The organism is Nocardioides imazamoxiresistens (assembly GCF_032378595.1).
Lineage (GTDB): Bacteria > Actinomycetota > Actinomycetes > Propionibacteriales > Nocardioidaceae > Nocardioides > Nocardioides imazamoxiresistens.
This window is the reverse complement of the sequence record NZ_JAVYII010000005.1, coordinates 58,464-76,750: the sequence shown is the minus strand read 5'-3', so window position 1 is coordinate 76,750 and position 18,287 is coordinate 58,464. Positions and strand designations below refer to the sequence as shown.

At 75.7% G+C, this 18,287-nt stretch carries 16 protein-coding genes; 12 read left to right on the top strand and 4 right to left on the bottom strand.

What is annotated here, in order from left to right; all coding sequences use genetic code 11:
* The first annotated feature begins 3 nt into the window (after positions 1–3).
* Genes RDV89_RS11865 through nudC form a run of 3 tightly spaced genes read left to right on the top strand, consistent with a single transcriptional unit; the run spans position 4 to position 7,646 of the window.
* Positions 4–3,261 carry an ATP-dependent helicase gene (locus RDV89_RS11865; protein ID WP_315733262.1) on the top strand — a complete coding sequence of 1,086 codons (3,258 nt, stop codon included), beginning with the start codon at positions 4–6 and terminating at the stop codon, positions 3,259–3,261.
* A complete protein-coding gene (locus RDV89_RS11860; RefSeq protein ID WP_315733261.1) occupies positions 3,258–6,602 on the top strand; it encodes an ATP-dependent helicase in 3,345 nt (1,114 codons plus the stop codon). Before RDV89_RS11865 ends, RDV89_RS11860 begins: the two co-directional genes overlap by 4 nt.
* 30 nt (positions 6,603–6,632) lie before the next feature.
* Positions 6,633–7,646 (top strand): NAD(+) diphosphatase, encoded by a 1,014-nt coding sequence (gene nudC, locus RDV89_RS11855; RefSeq protein ID WP_315733260.1) that lies wholly within the window; start codon positions 6,633–6,635, stop codon positions 7,644–7,646.
* Between the two features lie 59 nt (positions 7,647–7,705).
* Here nudC and RDV89_RS11850 read toward each other — a convergent pair whose 3' ends face one another.
* Entirely contained in the window at positions 7,706–7,957 is a 252-nt protein-coding gene (locus tag RDV89_RS11850) for a mycoredoxin (protein ID WP_315733259.1), read from the bottom strand.
* 159 nt (positions 7,958–8,116) lie between these two features.
* On the opposite strand from RDV89_RS11850, the gene RDV89_RS11845 reads away from it, so the two are divergent.
* The 4 genes from RDV89_RS11845 to RDV89_RS11830 all read left to right on the top strand — a co-directional run bounded on the left by RDV89_RS11845 (position 8,117) and on the right by RDV89_RS11830 (position 11,435).
* On the top strand, positions 8,117–10,300 hold the full coding sequence (locus tag RDV89_RS11845; protein ID WP_315733258.1) for an ATP-dependent DNA helicase UvrD2: 2,184 nt from the start codon (positions 8,117–8,119) through the stop codon (positions 10,298–10,300).
* Positions 10,301–10,424: 124 nt separating this feature from the next.
* Entirely contained in the window at positions 10,425–10,646 is a 222-nt protein-coding gene (locus RDV89_RS11840) for a hypothetical protein (RefSeq protein ID WP_315733257.1), read from the top strand.
* Positions 10,647–10,745: 99 nt separating this feature from the next.
* On the top strand, positions 10,746–11,057 hold the full coding sequence (locus tag RDV89_RS11835; protein WP_315733256.1) for a WhiB family transcriptional regulator: 312 nt from the start codon (positions 10,746–10,748) through the stop codon (positions 11,055–11,057).
* Positions 11,058–11,219: 162 nt separating this feature from the next.
* A complete protein-coding gene (locus RDV89_RS11830; protein ID WP_315733255.1) occupies positions 11,220–11,435 on the top strand; it encodes a putative WhiB-interacting protein in 216 nt (71 codons plus the stop codon).
* Between the two features lie 94 nt (positions 11,436–11,529).
* Here RDV89_RS11830 and RDV89_RS11825 read toward each other — a convergent pair whose 3' ends face one another.
* A complete protein-coding gene (locus RDV89_RS11825) occupies positions 11,530–12,486 on the bottom strand; it encodes a hypothetical protein (RefSeq protein WP_315733254.1) in 957 nt (318 codons plus the stop codon).
* Positions 12,487–12,598: 112 nt separating this feature from the next.
* On the opposite strand from RDV89_RS11825, the gene RDV89_RS11820 reads away from it, so the two are divergent.
* From RDV89_RS11820 to RDV89_RS11810, 3 genes are all read left to right on the top strand, one after another.
* Positions 12,599–13,444, top strand: coding sequence for an enoyl-CoA hydratase/isomerase family protein (locus tag RDV89_RS11820; protein ID WP_315733253.1), 846 nt, complete (start codon positions 12,599–12,601; stop codon positions 13,442–13,444).
* Positions 13,445–13,745: 301 nt separating this feature from the next.
* Positions 13,746–14,786 (top strand): PHP domain-containing protein, encoded by a 1,041-nt coding sequence (locus tag RDV89_RS11815; RefSeq protein WP_315733252.1) that lies wholly within the window; start codon positions 13,746–13,748, stop codon positions 14,784–14,786.
* A gap of 17 nt (positions 14,787–14,803) precedes the next feature.
* Positions 14,804–15,400: a M48 metallopeptidase family protein gene (locus tag RDV89_RS11810; RefSeq protein WP_315733251.1), complete on the top strand. Its 597-nt coding sequence runs from the start codon at positions 14,804–14,806 to the stop codon at positions 15,398–15,400.
* Here the strand turns inward: RDV89_RS11810 and RDV89_RS11805 are convergent.
* Positions 15,304–15,969 carry an NUDIX hydrolase gene (locus RDV89_RS11805; protein WP_315733250.1) on the bottom strand — a complete coding sequence of 222 codons (666 nt, stop codon included), beginning with the start codon at positions 15,967–15,969 and terminating at the stop codon, positions 15,304–15,306. The genes RDV89_RS11810 and RDV89_RS11805 overlap by 97 nt on opposite strands.
* Positions 15,966–17,378, bottom strand: coding sequence for a zinc-dependent metalloprotease (locus RDV89_RS11800; RefSeq protein ID WP_315733249.1), 1,413 nt, complete (start codon positions 17,376–17,378; stop codon positions 15,966–15,968). The genes RDV89_RS11805 and RDV89_RS11800 overlap by 4 nt, the downstream gene beginning before the upstream one ends.
* A gap of 129 nt (positions 17,379–17,507) precedes the next feature.
* Between RDV89_RS11800 and RDV89_RS11795 the strand changes: the two genes are divergently transcribed.
* Together RDV89_RS11795 and RDV89_RS11790 are read left to right on the top strand one after the other, a co-directional pair.
* Positions 17,508–17,957, top strand: a complete 450-nt coding sequence (locus RDV89_RS11795) for a molybdenum cofactor biosynthesis protein MoaE (RefSeq protein WP_315733248.1) — start codon at positions 17,508–17,510, stop codon at positions 17,955–17,957.
* 87 nt (positions 17,958–18,044) lie between these two features.
* Positions 18,045–18,269, top strand: a complete 225-nt coding sequence (locus RDV89_RS11790) for a hypothetical protein (protein WP_315733247.1) — start codon at positions 18,045–18,047, stop codon at positions 18,267–18,269.
* Positions 18,270–18,287: the final 18 nt, after the last annotated feature.

Genomic DNA, 18,287 nt, shown 5'->3' with positions numbered 1-18,287 from the left:
GACGTGGCAGGGACGGAGACGACGCAGCGGCGCCCCGGGGGTCCGGAGTACCGACTGGCGCGCACGCACGACGGGGTCGCCGTGCCGCGCCTGGACCCGCACCAGCAGCGCGTCGTCGACCACGCCGGCGGCCCGCTGCTCGTCCTCGCCGGGCCGGGCACGGGCAAGACGACGACCCTGGTCGAGGCGATCGTCGACCGCGTCGAGCGGCGGGGCACCGACCCGTCCGAGGTGCTCGCCCTCACCTTCTCCCGCAAGGCCGCCGAGCAGCTGCGCGACCGCGTCACCGCCCGCCTGGGCCGCACGACGGGGGCCGCCATCTGCTCCACCGTGCACTCCTTCGCCTACGGCCTGGTGCGCCGCTACGCCCCGGCCGACCTCTACTCCGCGCCGCTGCGGCTGCTCTCGGCGCCGGAGCAGGACGTGGTGCTGCACGAGCTGCTCCACGACGCCCCCGAGGCGGTGCGCTGGCCGGAGGGCCTGCGCCGTGCCGTGGGCACCCGCGGGTTCGCCCGCGAGGTCTCCGGGGTGCTCGCGCGGGCCCGCGAGAAGGGCCTGACGGCCGACGACCTCGTGCGGCTGGGCGAGTCCGAGCAGGTGCCCGAGTTCACGGCGGCGGGACTGTTCCTGGAGCAGTACCTCGACGTGCTCGACGACAAGAGCGCGATCGACTACGCCGACCTGATCCGCCGCGCGGTGATCGAGGCGGAGCGGCACCGCGACGAGCTGCGGGCGCAGTTCCGGGCGGTCTTCGTGGACGAGTACCAGGACACCGACCCCGGTCAGGTCGACCTGCTGCAGGTGCTGGCCGGGGACGGGCGCGACCTCGTCGCCGTCGGCGACCCGCACCAGTCGATCTACGGCTTCCGCGGGGCCGACGTGCGCGGCATCCTCGACTTCCCGCGCCAGTTCCCCCGCGCGGACGGCTCGCCGGCGGACGTCGCGGTGCTGGCCACGACCCGGCGCTTCGGTCCCCGGATCCTGCTGGCCTCCGGACGGGTGGCCTCCCGGCTGGCGCTGACCGGCAGCATCGACCCGGCCGCCCGGGAGGTCTTCACGCGCCCGGTCGCCGACGACCCGACCCTGCGCGACCGGGTCGAGGTGCTGACGTTCGACACCGAGCGCGCCGAGGCCGAGCACCTGGCCGACCTGCTGCGCCGCGCGCACCTGGAGGACGGTGTCGCCTGGGGCGACATGGCCGTGCTGGTCCGCTCTGCCCGGGCGACGCTGCCGTCGCTGCGCCGCTCGCTGGCGGCCGCCGGCGTGCCCGTGGAGGTGGCCGCCGACGAGCTGCCGCTGGTGCGCGAACCGGCGGTCGCCCCGCTGCTGCACGCCCTGCGCGTCGTGGTGGCGCTGCCGGCGGGGATCGAGGCGGCCGACGTCGCCCAGCTCCTCGGCTCGCCCCTCGCCCTGGTCGACGCCACCGAGGTGCGGGCGCTGGCCCGTCACGTGCGCGCCCGGGAGAAGGCGCGCACGAAGGAGGACGGCTCCGCGCCGCATCCGTCGGCCGAGCTGCTGCGCGACGCCGTGCTGACCCCCGAGGGGCTCGACGACGCCGTGTCCGCCGGCGTGGCGGGAGCGGCGAAGGCGAGGGCGCTGGGCGACCTCCTCCGCTCGACGCGCGCGCTCGTGGACGAGGGCGGCACGGCCGAGGAGGCGCTGTGGGCGCTGTGGTCGGGTACCTCGTGGCCGGAGCGGCTGCGACGCCAGAGCGAGGCCGGTGCGGGCGCCGCCCGCGCCCACCGGCAGCTGGACGCCGTGCTCGCGCTCTTCGAGGCGGCGGCGAAGGTCGAGGAGCAGCGGGGGCACTCCGGCGTCGAGGGGTTCCTCGAGACGTTGCTCGACCAGGAGATCCCCGGCGACACCCTGGCCGAGCGGGGCGTGCGCGGCGAGGCCGTCCGGCTGCTGACGGCCCACCGGTCGAAGGGCCTCGAGTGGCGCCTCGTCGTGGTCGCCCACGTGCAGGAGGAGACCTGGCCCGACCTGCGGCGCCGGATCAGCCTGCTCGGAGCCGACCGGATCGGCGCCCGCGACGAGGGCCTGCTGCCCCCGGCCGGCTCACGGGCCGCGCTGCAGGAGGAGCGCCGCCTGTTCTACGTGGCCTGCACCCGGGCGCGGCAGCGTCTGGTCCTCACGGCGGTCGCGTCGAGCGACGACGACGGCGAGCAGCCCTCCCGCTTCCTCGCCGAGACCGGCGTCGTCGCGCGGCACGTGGTGGGCCGTCCGCAGCGCCCGCTGTCCCTGGCGGGGATGGTGGCCCACCTGCGCCGGACGGTGGCGGACCCCGAGGTGGCCGAGCCGCTGCGGCGTGCGGCGGCACGCCGGCTGGCCCGGCTGGCCGCGGCGACCGACCCCCTCGATCGGCCGCTGGTGCGCAGCGCCGACCCCGGCACGTGGTGGGGCACCCGCGACCTCACCCACGCCGAGACGCCCGTGCGTCCCGCGGACCGACCGCTGCGGATCTCGGCCAGCACGCTCGCCTCCGTGCTGTCCTGCCCGATGCGCTGGTTCCTCGAGCGGGAGGCCGGCGGCAGCCAGGTCAGCAGCGCCTCGCAGGGGTTCGGACTGGTGGTGCACGCCCTCGCCGAGCGGGTCGCGTTGGGCGACCTCCCCGCCGACGAGGGCTCGGTGGACGAGCTGATGGCGTACGTCGACACCGTGTGGCCGCAGATGTCCTTCCGCACGCCCTGGTCGAGCGGACGCGAGCGCGCCGAGGCCCGCGACGCCCTCGTGCGCTTCCTGCGCTGGCACGGTCGGCCCGACGCCCGCCGGGTGATCGGGGTGGAGCAGCACCTGCGCGCCGAGGTGACGCTGGCGGACGGGGAGAAGGTGCTGCTCAACGGCTTCGCCGACCGTCTCGAGATCGACGACCAGCACCGCGTGGTCGTCGTCGACCTGAAGACGGGGAAGTACCCGCCGACGGGCGCCGAGGTGGACGAGCACCCCCAGCTGGGCCTCTACCAGCTCGCGGTCGAGCACGGTGCCGCCGACGAGCTGGTCGACCCCGAGCACCGGCCGGCCCGGGCCGGCGGCGCCGAGCTGGTGCAGCTGCGCAAGGAGGCCCGCGGCAAGGTCAAGGTGCAGTCCCAGCCGCCCCAGGAGCCCGACCCGACGGGTCGCCGTCTGGTCGAGGTGCAGCTGGAGCAGGCCGCCTCGGTGCTGCGCCACGAGACGTTCTCCGCGCGGTCGGGCAAGCACTGCGACACCTGCGCCTTCGTGCCGGTGTGCCCCTCGCAGGGTGCCGGGACGGTGCTGGGATGAGCGCGACCGGCACGGCGCAGGCGACGCCGGAGGCGCAGGGTGCGACGGGGCCCGAGCCCCTCGTCATCCCGGACCCGGCGACGCTGCAGCGGGTGATGCGAGCCGACTACCCCGTCAGCGACGAGCAGTGGCGGGCGGTCAGCGCCCCCCTCGAGCCCACTGTCGTCATCGCCGGCGCGGGGTCGGGCAAGACGACGCTGATGGCGGCGCGGGTGGTGTACCTGGTGGCCACCGGGCAGGTGCGGCCCGAGCAGATCCTCGGGCTGACCTTCACGACCAAGGCCGCGCGCGAGCTCGCGACCCGGGTGCGGGAGGCCCTCGCGGTCGCCGGCCTCGGTCCGGGACGTCCGGGCGCCGCGGGCGCCGGTGCGGGCGCCGGGCCCCACGAGGGCGACGACGAGGCGGGCGAGACGCTCGAGCCGACGGTCGCGACCTACAACGCGTACGCGGCGTCGCTGCTCACCGAGCACGGGCTGCGGATCGGCCACGAGCCCGACACGCGCGTGATGGCCGACGCGTCGCGCTACCAGCTCGCCGAGCGCGTCATCGCGCGCCACCGGCGTCCGGTCGAGCTGCTGAGCGACCACCCGGCCACGGTGGTCGGCAACATCGTCGCGCTCGAGGGTGCGCTGAGCGAGCACCTCGTGACCGGGGACGACGTCCGCGCGTTCCACGCCAGGGAGGCGCCGCGGTTCCGCGCGTCGCTCGAGACGTCACGGGCGCGCGCCGACCTCGAGAAGGTCCTCAACGTGATCGGCCGCCGCGAGGAGCTGCTCGACCTGGTGGGGGAGTACCGCGCGCTCAAGGCCGGCCTGGGCCTCATGGACTTCTCCGACCAGATCGCGCTGGCGGCGCGGCTGGCCGACGACCACCCGGACGTGGGCGCGGCCGAGCGGGCGAAGTACGCGGTGGTGCTGCTGGACGAGTACCAGGACACCTCCGTCGCGCAGGCCCTGCTGCTGAGCCGGCTGTTCTCCGGACCGACGCCGGACGCGGGCCGGGGGCACCCCGTGACCGCCGTCGGCGACCCCAACCAGGCCATCTACGGCTGGCGCGGCGCGTCGGTGTCCAACATCCTCGGCTTCGGCCGCGACTTCCCGGCGGCGGACGGCTCCGAGCAGGTCGCGACCCACACGCTGACGGTGAACCGGCGCTCGGACCGCCGGATCCTGGCGGCGGCCAACCGCCTGGCCGCACCGCTCTACGCCGCGTACGCCGGGGTGCAGCCCCTGCGCGCGCCTGACGGCGCCGCGGAGGGCGTCGTGCGCGTGGCGGTCCACGACACCTACGCCGACGAGCTCACGGCGCTCGGCGACGAGGTGCTGGCGGCGCACGGACGCGGCACGCCGTGGCGCGAGATCGGCGTGCTGACCCGCGACAACAGCCACGCCGCGGACGTCTTCGACGCGCTGACCTCACGCGACGTGCCGGTCGAGATCGTCGGCCTGTCGGGCCTGCTGCGCCTGCCCGAGGTGGCCGAGGTCGTCGCGACCCTCACGCTGCTGCACGACCTGACCGCGAACGCCTCCGCCCTGACGCTGCTGACCGGCCCGCGGTGGGCGATCGGCCCCCGCGACCTGGCCGTCCTGGGCCGCCGCGCCCGCGACCTCGCCGCCGGCGACGTCGAGGGCGACCTGCAGCGCAGCGTCGAGGAGGCGCTCGCCGTGGCCGTCGAGGGGGCGGACCCGACCGAGATCTCCTCGCTCTGCGACGCCTTGGAGTCGCCGGGCGAGGCGCCGGAGTACCCGTACTCGGCGGAGGCCCGCACCCGGATCGGTCTGCTCGCCGGCGAGCTGCGCATGCTGCGCGGACACGCGGGCGAGCCGCTGCTCGACCTCGTGCGCCGCATCGTCGAGGTCGGCGGCATCGACGTCGAGCTGGCCAGCTCGACCTCCCCGTCGGCGTCCGCTCGGCGCGACAACCTCGACCTGTTCCTGCGGGCGGTCGGCGACTTCCAGGCGGTCGACGGCGACGTCGGTCTCGGGGCGCTGCTGGCCTACCTGACGGCCGAGGACGAGCTCGGCACCGGCCTCGACGTCGCGACGCCGACGGAGGCCGACTCGGTGAAGCTGCTGACGGTGCACCGGGCCAAGGGCCTGGAGTGGGACGTGGTCTTCTGCGTGGGCGTCGGCGAGGACAAGTTCCCGACCAAGCAGACGCGCACGCAGTGGATCACCGGGCCGGCGGTGCTGCCCTCGCCGCTGCGCGGCGACGCCCACGACGTGCCGCAGCTGCGCGGCTACGAGAAGGCCGACATCGACGAGCTCAAGGCGGCGGCCCGGGCCCACGAGGCTGCCGAGGAGCTCAGGCTGGGGTACGTCGCGTTCACCCGCGCGCGGCACCTGCTGGTGGCCTCGGCGTACCTGTGGACCGACTCCCGGGCCAGCCCCGTCGGCCCGTCGGCCTACCTCGCGACCCTGCGCGAGGAGCTGGCGGCCCACGGCGAGGACGCCGAGCGCTGGGTGGAGCGACCGGCCAAGGGCACCCCCAACCCGCTGCGCGAGGAGCGCGACCCGGTGCCGTGGCCGGTCGTGGGCCGGACCACGGAGGCCGAGCGGCGGGTGGCGGCGGCGGCCCTGGTGCGCGTCGAGCAGGAGCGGCTGCGGGAGGAGGGCCCCCGCGCCCTGGCCGAGCAGGACCACGACCTCGACCTCGTCGGCATCGCCGAGGTGGGGGAGTGGGACGCGGAGATCGACCGTCTCCTCGCCGAGGCGCGCCGCAGCGGCACGCCGCAGGTCGAGGTCGCGATGCCGACGAGCATCTCGGCGACGTCGGTGGCGCGGCTGCGCGACGCCCCGGAGGAGATGGCGCGTGAGCTGGCCCGGCCGATGCCGCGTCCGCCGTCGTCGGCCGCCCGCTTCGGCACGCGCTTCCACGCCTGGGTGGAGGCGCGGTTCGGGCAACAGTCGCTGATCCCGGCCGACGAGGTGCCCGGGCGCGGCGACCTCGGCATCGACGGCGACGACGACCTCGCCGAGGTGATCGCCGCCTTCGAGGCGGGTCCGTTCGCCGACCGCGTGCCGCTGGCGACCGAGACACCCTTCGCCCTGGTGCTCGCCGGTCAGGTGGTGCGGGGACGCATCGACGCGGTGTTCGCCGGGGACGGCACGACCCACGACCACCTCGTCGTCGACTGGAAGACCGGCCGCGACGAGCGGGCCGACCCGCTGCAGCTCGCCCTCTACCGCCTGGCCTGGGCCGAGATCCACGGGGTGGACCCGGACCGGGTGCGCGCGGCGTTCGTGTTCGTGCGCTCCGGTCGCGTGGTCGAGCCCGGCCGCCTGGCCGGGCGCGCCGAGCTCGAACGGCTCGTGGGCGGGGAGGGCCTGGCGGCCCGGTGACCGCGTGGACCCGGGCGTACGCTCGCGGGCGTGCCAGCCACCCCCTCCCCGACCAACCCCGACGTCGGCGCCGACCTCGAGCGTCGTGACCCTGCGCAGCGCCAGCTGCCCCACGTGGCGATGTCGGCGTACGCCCACGACCGGCACGGCCTCGAGCGCACCGACGCGGACTGGCTGGCGCGGGAGTGGGACGCGCCGGGCACGCGGGTGCTGCCGATCGCGGGCAACCGGATGCTCGTGCGTGACGGGGCTCCGGCCTGGCTGCCGGTCGCCGAGCTCCCGGAGGCCGCGGCCGGCGCCGAGGCCGTGCGGGTGCTGCTCGGCGAGCGCGACGGTGCGACCTACTTCGCGGCACTGTTCGACCCCGCCCTGGCCCCGCAGCCGGGGGACGGGTGGCAGGGACTGCGTCCGGTGCTGGAGGGCGTGCTCGCGGAGGAGCGCGGCCCGCTGGCGTTCCACGCGATGGGGCTGGCCGAGTGGCACTGGGCCACGCGGTTCTGCCCGCGCTGCGGCCGTGGCCTGACCGCCTCCCACGCCGGGCACGTGCTGCGCTGCGCGAGCCCCGAGGGGTGCGGTCGCCAGCAGTTCCCCCGCACCGACCCCGCCGTGATCATGCTCGTCACCGACGGCGAGCCCGGGGCGGAGGACGAGCGGTGCCTGCTCGGCCACGCCACGGCGTGGCCGGAGGGGCGGTACTCGACGCTGGCCGGCTTCGTCGAGCCGGGGGAGACCTTCGAGGACGCGGTGCGGCGCGAGGTCGCCGAGGAGGCGGGCGTCGTCGTGGGCGAGGTGACCTACTTCGGCAACCAGCCGTGGCCGCTCCCGGCGAGCGTGATGATCGGGTTCACCGCGCGCGTGGCGCGCACCGAGGGGGCGGACGTCATCGACGTCGACGGCGCCGAGATCGCGGACGCGCGGTGGTTCACGCGTGCCGACATCCGCCGGGGCGTGGCCGACGGGTCGCTGCTGCTGCCCGGGGCCGTCTCGATCTCGCACAGCCTCGTGCAGAGCTGGTTCGGCGAGGCGCTCGACACCCGCTGGTGAGCGCCCCGCCGACCGGGCCGGTGGGCCGGGCTTGGTGGGCCGGGCTTGGTGGGCCGGGATCAGCCCAGCTCGGCGAGCTTCGCCTTGACCTGCGCGAGGCTGGGGTTCGTCTGCGCGCTGCCATCGGAGTAGACGAGCGTCGGCACGGTCTGGTTGCCGTCGTTGGCCTTCTCGACGATCGCCGCGGCCTCGGGGTGCTGCTCGATGTCGACGACCTCGTAGCCGATGCCCTCGCGGTCCAGCTGGCCGCGCAGGCGGTGGCAGTAGCCGCACCAGGGGGTGCTGTACATGGTGAAGGTCGAGCTGCTCATCGGTGGTTCTCCTCGGCGTCTCGCAGGTCCTGCGCAGGTCAACCTCCCGCGCTCCACCGATGTTCCCCCACCCGACCGAACGCGGCTGTCACCGGGGCGGTCTAGGGTCGGCGACGCGATCGACCCCGACGCACCCGCACCACCGAGGAGCCGCCCCGCATGTCGTCTGCCGCCCCGTCGCCGCGCGCGCTCCTCGAGGCGCTCGACCCCGAGCAGCGCCAGGTCGCGGAGGCCCTGCGCGGGCCGGTCCGGGTCCTCGCGGGAGCGGGCACCGGCAAGACGCGCGCGATCACCCACCGCATCGCGCACGGGGTGGCGACAGGGACGTACGCACCGACCGAGGTGCTCGCGGTGACCTTCACGACGCGCGCCGCCGGCGAGATGCGCACGCGGCTGCGCACGCTCGGTGCGCCGGGCGTGCAGGCCCGGACGTTCCACTCGGCCGCGCTGCGGCAGCTGCGGTTCTTCTGGCCCCGGGTGCACGGCACGGAGCTGCCCGAGCTGGTGGCCTCCAAGCTCGGCATCATGGGCCCCGCCGCGCGGCGGCTCGGGCTGTCCACCGACACGGCGTCGCTGCGCGACCTGGCCGGCGAGGTCGAGTGGAGCAAGGTCAGCAACGTGACGCCGGAGGACTACCCCCGGGTCGCGGCCGCCCGCGGGCGCGACGTCAACGGCGTCGACGCGGCGACGGTGGCCCGGGCGCTGACGGCGTACGAGGAGGTCAAGCGCCAGCAGGGCCGCATGGACATGGAGGACGTTCTCCTGTGGACCGCGGGCCTGCTCGCCGACGACGAACGGGTGGCCGCGCAGGTGCGGCGGCAGTACCGCTGGTTCGTCGTCGACGAGTTCCAGGACGTCTCCCCGCTCCAGCACGCCCTCCTCGACCTGTGGCTCGGCGGCCGCGACGAGATCTGCGTGGTCGGCGACCCGGCGCAGACGATCTACAGCTTCGCGGGCGCCGACGCGTCCTACCTCAAGGAGTTCGCCCGCCGCCACACCGGCACCACCGCGGTCGAGCTGGTGCGCAACTACCGCTCGACGCCGCAGATCGTGGCGGGCGCGAACGCGCTGCTCGAGGGCACGCCGAGCGCGGGCGTCCGGCTGCGCTCGCAGTCCGAGGCCGGCCCCGAGATCGGGGCGCGGGCGCTGCCCGACGAGGTGGCGGAGGCGGAGGCGGCCGCCGGCGAGGTGGTACGCCTGCGCGAGCGCGGCGTCCCGCTGTCGGAGATCGCCGTCCTGTTCCGGATCAACGCGCAGTCGGAGGCCTTCGAGGAGGCGCTCGCAGGGCGCGGGGTGCCGTACATCGTGCGCGGTGCTGCACGGTTCTTCGACCGGCCCGAGGTCCGGCAGGCGGTCACCCTGCTGCGCGGAGCCGCCCGGGCCGGCGACGAGGCCGAGACGATCGCGGCCACCGTGCGCTCGGCGCTCGCCGGCATGGGGTGGGCGCCGACCCCGCCCGAGGCGCGCGGCCAGACCCGCGACCGGTGGGAGTCGCTCCAGGCCCTCGTCGACCTCGCCGACGCCGCCACCGAGGGCGGACGGACGACCGACGGTCAGGCCGCCGGTCAGGCCGCCGACCAGACGGCGGGGGAGCGGATGGGCGGTCTCGCGGACTTCGTCACCGACCTCGAGCGACGTGCGGCCGAGCAGCACGCCCCCGTCGCCGAGGGCGTCACGCTGGCCACGCTGCACGCGGCGAAGGGCCTGGAGTGGGACGTGGTGCTGCTGTGCGGCATCCACGACGGCGCGGTGCCGATCACGTACGCCGACACGCCGGCCGCGGTCGAGGAGGAGCGCCGCCTGCTCTACGTGGGGGTGACCCGCGCCCGTCGTGAGCTGTGGATCTCGTGGGCCGCGGCCCGCCAGCCCGGGGGCCGCGCCTCGCGCAAGCCCTCGCGGTTCCTGCGTCCCGTGCTGCCGCAGGAGTTCGCGGCCGCGGAGGCCGCCGGCGGTGCCCAGCGCTCGCGGGGCAAGGCGTCGCGCCGGGCGGTGCACTGCCGCGAGTGCGGACGCCCGCTCGACACCGCCGCGGAGAAGAAGGTCGGTCGGTGCGCCGACTGCCCGTCGTCCTACGACGAGGAGCTGTTCGAGCGCCTGCGCGAGTGGCGTCGTGCCCGGGCCACAGCCGAGAGCGTCCCGGCGTACGTGCTGTTCACCGACGCGACCCTCCAGCTCGTCGCCGAGCTCCTGCCCCTGACGCCCGAGGCCCTGCTGCGGCTCAACGGCGTGGGCCGCTCGAAGCTGGAGAAGTACGGGGACGACGTGCTCGCCGTGGTCCGTGGCGAGGACCCCGCGCTCGCCCCCGGGGGTGCGGCGGCGGAGGCCGCGACGGAAAGTCCGTGAAATGAGTCAGAAAATAGATTGCTCATGACATCGAGGCGGGGGTAGCGTCCCTTCCTGTCCGATCCGCACCACGCCTGTGCCCCTCGCGGGGACCTGGCTCTACGCACCTGAGGAGGTGAGCCCCATGGAGATCTTCACGAACACGACCGCGACGAACGTCGCAGGCTTCGGCATGTCCTACGGCGGCCACCTCTGCATCGACGGCGGCGTCGCGACCACGGGTGACCTGCGCCCGCGCACGGACATCCCCACCGGAGCGGCGACCTTCGCCGGCGCGGCGGTCAAGCCGTCGGCCGAGCGCGCGTTCGCGTTCGCACGGGCCCACGCCTGGAGTCCCCCCGTCTGAGACAGCTCAGTCGGCGCCTCCAGGCCACGGTCCCCCAGCGGGAACCGTGGCTTTTTTGTTTTCCCACCCACGACCAGGTCGAGAAGGAGGTGACACGACATGACCGTCCACGAGCTGATACCGGACGAGGTGGCGCTCAGCGCGCTGCACGACGCGGCGAACGACGTCGACCCCGCGCTGCTGCCGTGCCGCAACGGTGACGCCGAGCTGTGGTTCGCCGAGTCCCCGACCGACGTCGAGACGGCGAAGGAGCTCTGCATCGCCTGCCCGGTGCGGAGCCTGTGCCTCAGCGGCGCGCTGGAGCGCAGGGAGCCCTGGGGCGTCTGGGGCGGCGAGCTCTTCGCCCAGGGCGTGGTGATCCCGCGCAAGCGGCCCCGCGGCCGGCCGCGGAAGAACCCCGTCGCCGCCTGAACGAGCAGCACCCAGCAGCACCCAGCAGCACCCAGCAGCACCCAGCAGCACCCAGCAGCACCCAGCAGCACCGACCACGACCCACCTCCAGGAGGAACCGATGGAGCTCCACGTGCACGACCTCGACCCGACCCCGTCCCGCTTCGAGCGCGGAGCGGTCCTGTGACCGCCGCGACGACCGCCCGACCCGACCGACAGACCTCTCAGAACAGGAACACCGAGATGCAGCTACTCAACGAAGAACTGGCGCGCGCACAGTCAGCGGAGCTGCTCCGCGAGTCGGAGCAGCGCCACCGCACCCAGCGTCTCCTCGCCGCTCGTCGCAACGCGCAAGCGGTGGCGGCGCGGGCTCGCCTGAGGATCGCCCGCTCGCTCTGAGCGGCGTCCCGCGGCACGACTCGCACGCGACACGACCGAGATCCCGACGGACCCGGTGGGCACCAGCCCGCCGGGTCCGTCGGCACGTCCGGCCTCAGGCGGGCGACGCGAGCTCGTCCCACCCGCAGCCGCACCAGGCGTGCCGGGGCCAGGACCGCGCCCGGGGCGCGGCGTCCGGGCCGGCCAGGCCCCCGATCTCGACGGTGGCCGAGAGCGTGGCGGGGTCGTCGCCGTCGACGTGGGCCAGGACCTCACGGGTCGCCAGCGACAGCGCGAGCTCGGCGCCCGCCCGGTCGACCGGCGGGGGAGCCAGGCCGCCGGGGTCGCCGACGGCCAGCGCGAGGGCCAGGGGGAGGCGGGGGTCGGACTCGGCGAGCGTGGCGTCACGGCAGCGCAGGCACGCGCTGCGTCCCGGCTCCACGAGCGGTCCGACGCGCACGCGGTCGGGCAGGAGCGCGACCCAGAGGTGCGGCGTCCCGTCCCGCACGGGTCCGTCGGCCCGGCCCCGGTCGGGCTCGCCGACGGCGAGCAGCACCCGAGGCGTCGCGGGATCCTCCGGCGCGCCCTCCGTCGCCGGCACGCCCGCCGCCGTCAGCAGGTCGACCAGGCGTGCCGCCCAGGGGGCGGGGCCGTCGACGGCCCACGGCGAGTCCCGTCGCCGTGACCAGCGGGCCGGGACGCCGTCCGGGTCGGCGGCGAAGAGCGCCGCCACGGTGCCCGGGTCGGCGCCGACCCGGTGCGCCTGCGCGAGCGTCGTCAGCAGCGTGTCGGCCGCGACGACGAGGTCGGTGCGCACCAGCAGGTCGAGGGCCCCGTTCACCTCGGCCGGCCACGTGCTGGGCGCGCCGAGCAGAGCACCCAGGTCGTCGCCGGTGCGCAGGGCCGTGAGCAGCTCGCGTACGTCCGGCGTGTCCGGCACGACCGCGCGGGCGCCCACCTCGAGGCCGACCTGCAGGTGCCCGTCGCCGCGGCGCAGGGTGGGCACCCCGGGGCGCAGGACCGGACGCTCGGGCCGCGTGCGGCGCGAGGGTCCGGGGCCGCCTGTCGTCATGCGCCGAGGTTGCCACGGGACGGCGGGCGGCGCGCGGACTCCTCCACAGGCACGCCCTGCGGGCGCGGGTAGCCGCGACGTGACGCCCGACACGCTGCCCTAGCCTGCCCCCATGACCTCCGACGCGAGCCCTGCCCCGAACTCCGGCCCGAACTCCGACGTGCGCGTCGAGCAGCTGCCCCACCTGAGGGTCGAGCGCCACCCGGACGGCGTCGTGGTGCTCGTGCTGGACAACCCCGACCAGCGCAACGCGATGTCCCCGGAGATGACGTCCTCCTGGGTGGCGGCGGTCGACGCGCTGGTGGGGGACCGCTCGGTGCGGGTCGTGCTGGTGCGGGGGGAGGGCACGGCCTTCTGCTCCGGAGGTGACCAGCGCTGGATCGCGAGCGAGCCCGGCGCGAGCGTCGACGCGCTGCGCGACCGGATGCTGCCGTTCTACCGCTCGTGGCTCTCCTTGCGGCGCCTGGACGTGCCGACGATCGCGGCGGTCAACGGGCCGGCGATCGGGGCGGGCCTGTGCGTGGCGCTGGCCTGCGACCTGCGCTACGCGGCCCGGGGCGCCAGGCTCGGGGCGCCGTTCGTCTCGCTGGGCATGCACCCGGGGATGGCGGCGACCCACCTGCTGCCCGACGTCGTCGGTCCCGCCCACGCGCGCGACCTCCTGCTCACCGGCCGGCTCGTGGCCGACGAGGAGGCGGTCGCGCTGGGGCTGGTCTCACGCATCTTCGAGCCCGCGACCTTCGTCGACGACGCCCTGGGGGTCGCGCGTCAGGTCGCGGCCACCGCGCCGCTGCCGAGCCGGCTGACCACCCTGGCCCTGCGGCAGGGGCACCGCGACCTCGAGGCGGCGCTGCAGTGGGAGGCGATGGCGCAGCCGATCACGCTCGCGACCGAGGACCTGCAGGAGGGGATCGCGGCGGCCCGCGAGCGGCGTACGCCCGTCTTCCGCGGCGTCTGAGGGCGGCTCGGACCGTTCCTCGGCCGGAGCGCGAGCGAGGCCCCCGGTGTCGGACGCCGCCGGCCTTCCCCTTGCCTGCGGCACCGACGCCCGAGGGCCTCGTCACGGGCAACACTAGGGGGTCCCCGGCCCCGCGGCAACGCCCGGAGCGACCTCCGTGGAAAACCTTCTCCACCTCTGTGGAGAAAGGTGTGGATGAACTGTGGAGACGGGTGTGGATGACCGCGCCGTACGGTGGATGACGGCGGAATCACGCCCCGGGGCACCCCGGAGCACCCGGGCGACGAGCGAGAGGCGGGCGATGGGCGAGGCGTACGACGACGGGCCGGTCGCCGCGCTGCGACGCCTCGCGTTCCTGCTGGAGCGTGCCCGCGAGGACACCTACAAGGTCAAGGCGTACCGGGCAGCGGCCGCGGCGATCCTGCCCCTGGGCGACGAGGAGCTGGTGCGACGCGTCGCCGCCGGCACCCTCACCGATCTGCCCGGCGTGGGGGCCAGCACGGCGCGCGTCGTCGCCGAGGCGGTGCGGGGTGAGCGGCCCCGCCGCCTCGACGAGCTGGAGCAGCGGTACGGCGGCCCGCAGGTCGCGGGCGGCCACGAGCTGCGGGCGGCGCTGCGCGGCGACCTGCACTCGCACTCCGACTGGTCCGACGGCGGCTCGCCGATCGAGGAGATGGCGATGACCGCCATCGAGCTGGGCCACGACTACCTCGTGCTGACCGACCACTCACCGCGGCTCAAGGTCGCGCGGGGTCTCAGCGCCGAGCGCCTCGCCCGGCAGCTCGACGTCGTCGACGCCGTCAACGACCACCTCGGCGACGGCGGGTTCCGGCTGCTCAAGGGGATCGAGGTCGACATCCTCGACGACGGCTCGCTCGACCAGACCGACGCGATGCTCGAGCGCCTCGACGTCCGGGTCGCGAGCGTGCACTCCAAGCTGGCGATGGACGCACCGGCGATGACCCGGCGCATGGTCGCGGCCGTCGGTGACCCGTTCGTCAACGTGCTCGGCCACTGCACCGGTCGCCTCGTGCGCGGCAGCCGCGGCACGCGCCCGCCGTCCGCCTTCGACGCGCGCGCCGTCTTCGAGGCGTGCGTGGAGCACGACGTCGCCGTCGAGATCAACGCCCGCCCCGAGCGTCGCGACCCGCCGACCGCCCTGCTCCAGCTGGCCCGCGACGTCGGATGCCTGTTCTCGATCGACTCCGACGCCCACGCGCCGGGGCAGCTCGACCTGCAGGTGCACGGCTGCGAGCGGGCCGAGGAGGCGGGCATCGAGCCCGACCGCATCGTCAACACGTGGTCCCTCGAGAGGCTGACCTCCTGGGCGCGACCCCGCTGAGACGCTAGCGTCGCGCCATGGACCCGACGTCGGGAGCAGCTGCCCCCGCGGAGGAGCCTGCCCCGGAGGTCGAGGTGCGCCGTTCGCGGCGGCGCCGCCGCACGGTGTCGGCGTACCGCGAGGACGGCCGGATCGTCGTGCTCGTGCCGGCATCCCTGACGCCGGACGACGTCGACCGCTGGGTGCGCGAGATGGTCCGCCGGGTCGAACGGGCCGACGCCCGGCAGCGCCCCAGCGAGGACGACCTCGCCGAGCGCGCGCGCCGTCTCAGCGACCGCTACCTGGGCGGTCTGGCCCGGCCCGCCTCGGTGCGCTGGGTCGACAACCAGAACACCCGCTGGGGTTCGTGCACGCCGAGCGACGGGACGATCCGGCTCTCCACCCGACTCCAGGGCATGCCGACCTGGGTCGTCGACTACGTGATCGTGCACGAGCTCGCGCACCTGCTGGTGCCGGGCCACGACGCCGACTTCTGGGCGTGGGTGGAGCACTACCCGAAGACGGAGCGCGCCAAGGGCTACCTGCTGGGTTGGTCGGCGGCCACCGACACCGAGCCGCCGCCGGGGGAGGACGACGTGATCGCGCTCGGCGACGACACCGGCGATCCCGCCTGAGCCAGCCGTCGTCGGGCGAGCCCGACGGCCGCGACGAGCTCGGGGTCGGGGTCCGGCAGCGCTTCGACCGGCCACCACCGCACGTCCAGCGACTCGTCGCTGACCGCGATCTGCGCGTCGTCCTCGGCCACGACCAGGTAGCGCACGTCCAGGTGGCGCACGACGCAGCCCTCGGGCAGCGCGGCGAGCCGGGCGGGACGGCAGAACGGCACCGGGTGGGGCGAGAGCTGGACGGGGACGGGATCGACCCGCATCCGCTCCGCCGGCACCCCGGACTCCTCGACCGCCTCGCGGAACGCAGCGCCGGCGAGCGTGCGATCACCCTCCTCGCAGTGCCCGCCGAGCTGGAACCAGCGCCGGGCGCGGGCGTGCAGCGTCAGCAGCGTCCGGCTGCCGGTGCGGTCGAGGACGACGGCGCTCGCCGTCACGTGGTCGGGCACGCCGTGGCGGTAGACGCCGTCGGCGTGGGCGCGCAGGTGGGCGACGTACGCCTCGCGCTGGCGCTCCTGGTCGGCGTCGGGGGCCGTCCAGGACTCCAGCGCGGCGAGCGCGTCGGCGTGGAGCGTCACTTCCCCGGCTCGTCGGACCCGTCGGTCCCGCCGTCGGGACCGTCGGACCCACCCTCGGGACCCTCGGCCTTGCCCGGACCGTCCAGCAGCTTGCGCAGCTCGGCGTCGAAGTCGGTCTCGGCGGTCAACTCGTCGACGTCCTCGCTGCCCACGGCGTCCTCGCGGAAGCCCAGCGGGTCGTCCAGGTCGGCGGCGGAGGGGAGCAGGTCGGGGTGCATCCAGACCCCGTCGCGGCCCTCGGTGCCCTGCCGGGCGCGCAGCGAGCCCCACAGGGTGGAGGCGTCGCGTAGCCGCCGCGGCCGCAGCTCCAGGCCGACCAGGGTGGCGAAGGTGCGCTCCGCCGGGCCGCCGGAGGCGCGCCGGCGGCGGACCGCCTCCGCGAGCCGGACCGCGTTGGGCATCCGCTCCGCGGTCGCCTGGCCGACGACCTCGTCGACCCAGCCCTCGACGAGCGCCAGCGTCACCTCGAGCCGCTCCAGGGCGGCCTTCTGCGCGGGGGACGACTCGAGCTCGAACAGCCCGCCCTCCATCGCCTGCTGGAGGTCGGCCATGTTCGTCGGGTCCAGGTTGCCGAGGCGGTCCTGCAGCTTCTGCTGGATGGCGTCCACGTCGACGTCGATGCCGCTGGCGTACGCCGCGACCGCCTCGACGAGGTGGGCCCGCAGCCACGGGACGTGGGCGAACAGCCGCTGGTGGGCGGCCTCGCGCAGCGCGAGGTAGAGGACGACGTCCTCCGCGGGCACGTCGAGCCCCTCGGCGAACGTGGCGATGTTGGCCGGCACGAGCGCGGCACGGCCGGTCGGCCCGAGCGGCAGGCCGATGTCGGAGGCGCTCAGCACCTCGCCGGCGAGGGTGCCGATACCGGTGCCGATCTGGCTGGCCAGCATGGCGCCGGTCGCGCGCCCCATCAGCTCGAGGAACGGACCGCCCATCGCGCGGGCCTGCTCGGGCAGGGCCTGGGAGAGCGACCCGACCGCCTGCGAGGCCATCGGCTCGACGAGCACCTTCCACACGTCGGTGGTGCCCACGACCCACTCGGCGCGGCTCCAGGCCGCGGTGGAGGTCACGCCGCTGGGGAAGTCGGTCGCCGCGTCGAGCCACAGGTCGGCGAGGCGCACCGCGTCGTCGACCGCGGCGCTCTGCGCGGAGGTGGGGGACGGGTCCGGCTCGGTCGCCACCTGGCGGCGGGCGATGTCGACGGCCGCGGGCCAGTTGAGGGGACCCTCGTAGGGCTGCATGAGCGACTGCATCTGTCGCATCAGGGCGTTGAGGTCGGGCATGCCGGCGCCGCCGGGGAACATGCCGCCGAGGCCGGCGCCGGAGAACAGCTGCTCGAACGGCGTGCCCTTGAAGGGGTTCTGGCCGTCTCCGGGCTGGTCGCCGTCGGGGTCGCGGGGCTGGTCGCTCATGGGCTCCACGCTACCCGCTCGGTGCGCGTCGGACCGGCCTCGCCGTGACGCCCTCGGCGAACACGTCCCGGCCCGGGGGACCGGGGTGGGCGGTCGCGGTGCGGGCGGGCCGGTCGTACGCTCGGCGCCGTGAGCACGGACCCCGCCTCCGCCCCCGACGCCGTGGTGCGTCTCGTCGAGGTCCGCTCGAGCGACCTCTCCGTCGACGAGGTGCTGGCGGCCCTCGACCACCCGGCCTCGGGCGCGGTCGACCTGTTCGTCGGCCGCGTGCGCGACCACGACGGCGGCCAGGGGGTCCACGGGCTCGGGTACGTCGCGCACCCCACCGCCGCCGCCGAGCTGACCGCCGTCGCCGCGGAGGTCGCCGCGGACTTCGACATCGACGCGCTGGCCGTGGTGCACCGGGTCGGGGACCTCGCCGTGGGGGACCTGGCCGTGGTGCTCGGCACCGCGTCGGCCCACCGGGGCGTCGCCTTCGACGCGACCCGGGCGCTGATCGACCGGCTCAAGGCGCGGGTGCCGATCTGGAAGAACCAGCGCTACGACGACGGCTCCGACGACTGGGTCGGGACCCCCTGACGCCGGACGGGTCGGCAGCGTCGCAGCCCCGTGCGCGCTCGGTGTGGCGTCGCTGCGGCGGCCGCGCGGCGGCGTACCGTCGACCTCATGGAGGTCCTGCTGTGGCTCGTGCCGCCCGTCGCGGTGACCGTCGTGGCCATGGCGTGGGTGGGGTGGGCCGGGCGTGACCGTCCCGCGCCCGACCGCCACGAGCAGGTACGCCGCATCGGCGAGGTCCTGAGCACGCCCCCGACGACCGGGTACGCCGCCCCGCGTCGCGACCGCGGAGACCGCAGCAGCGGTGTCGCCGTGCGCCGTCCCGGCGCCGACTGAGGGCCGGTGGGGACGGGC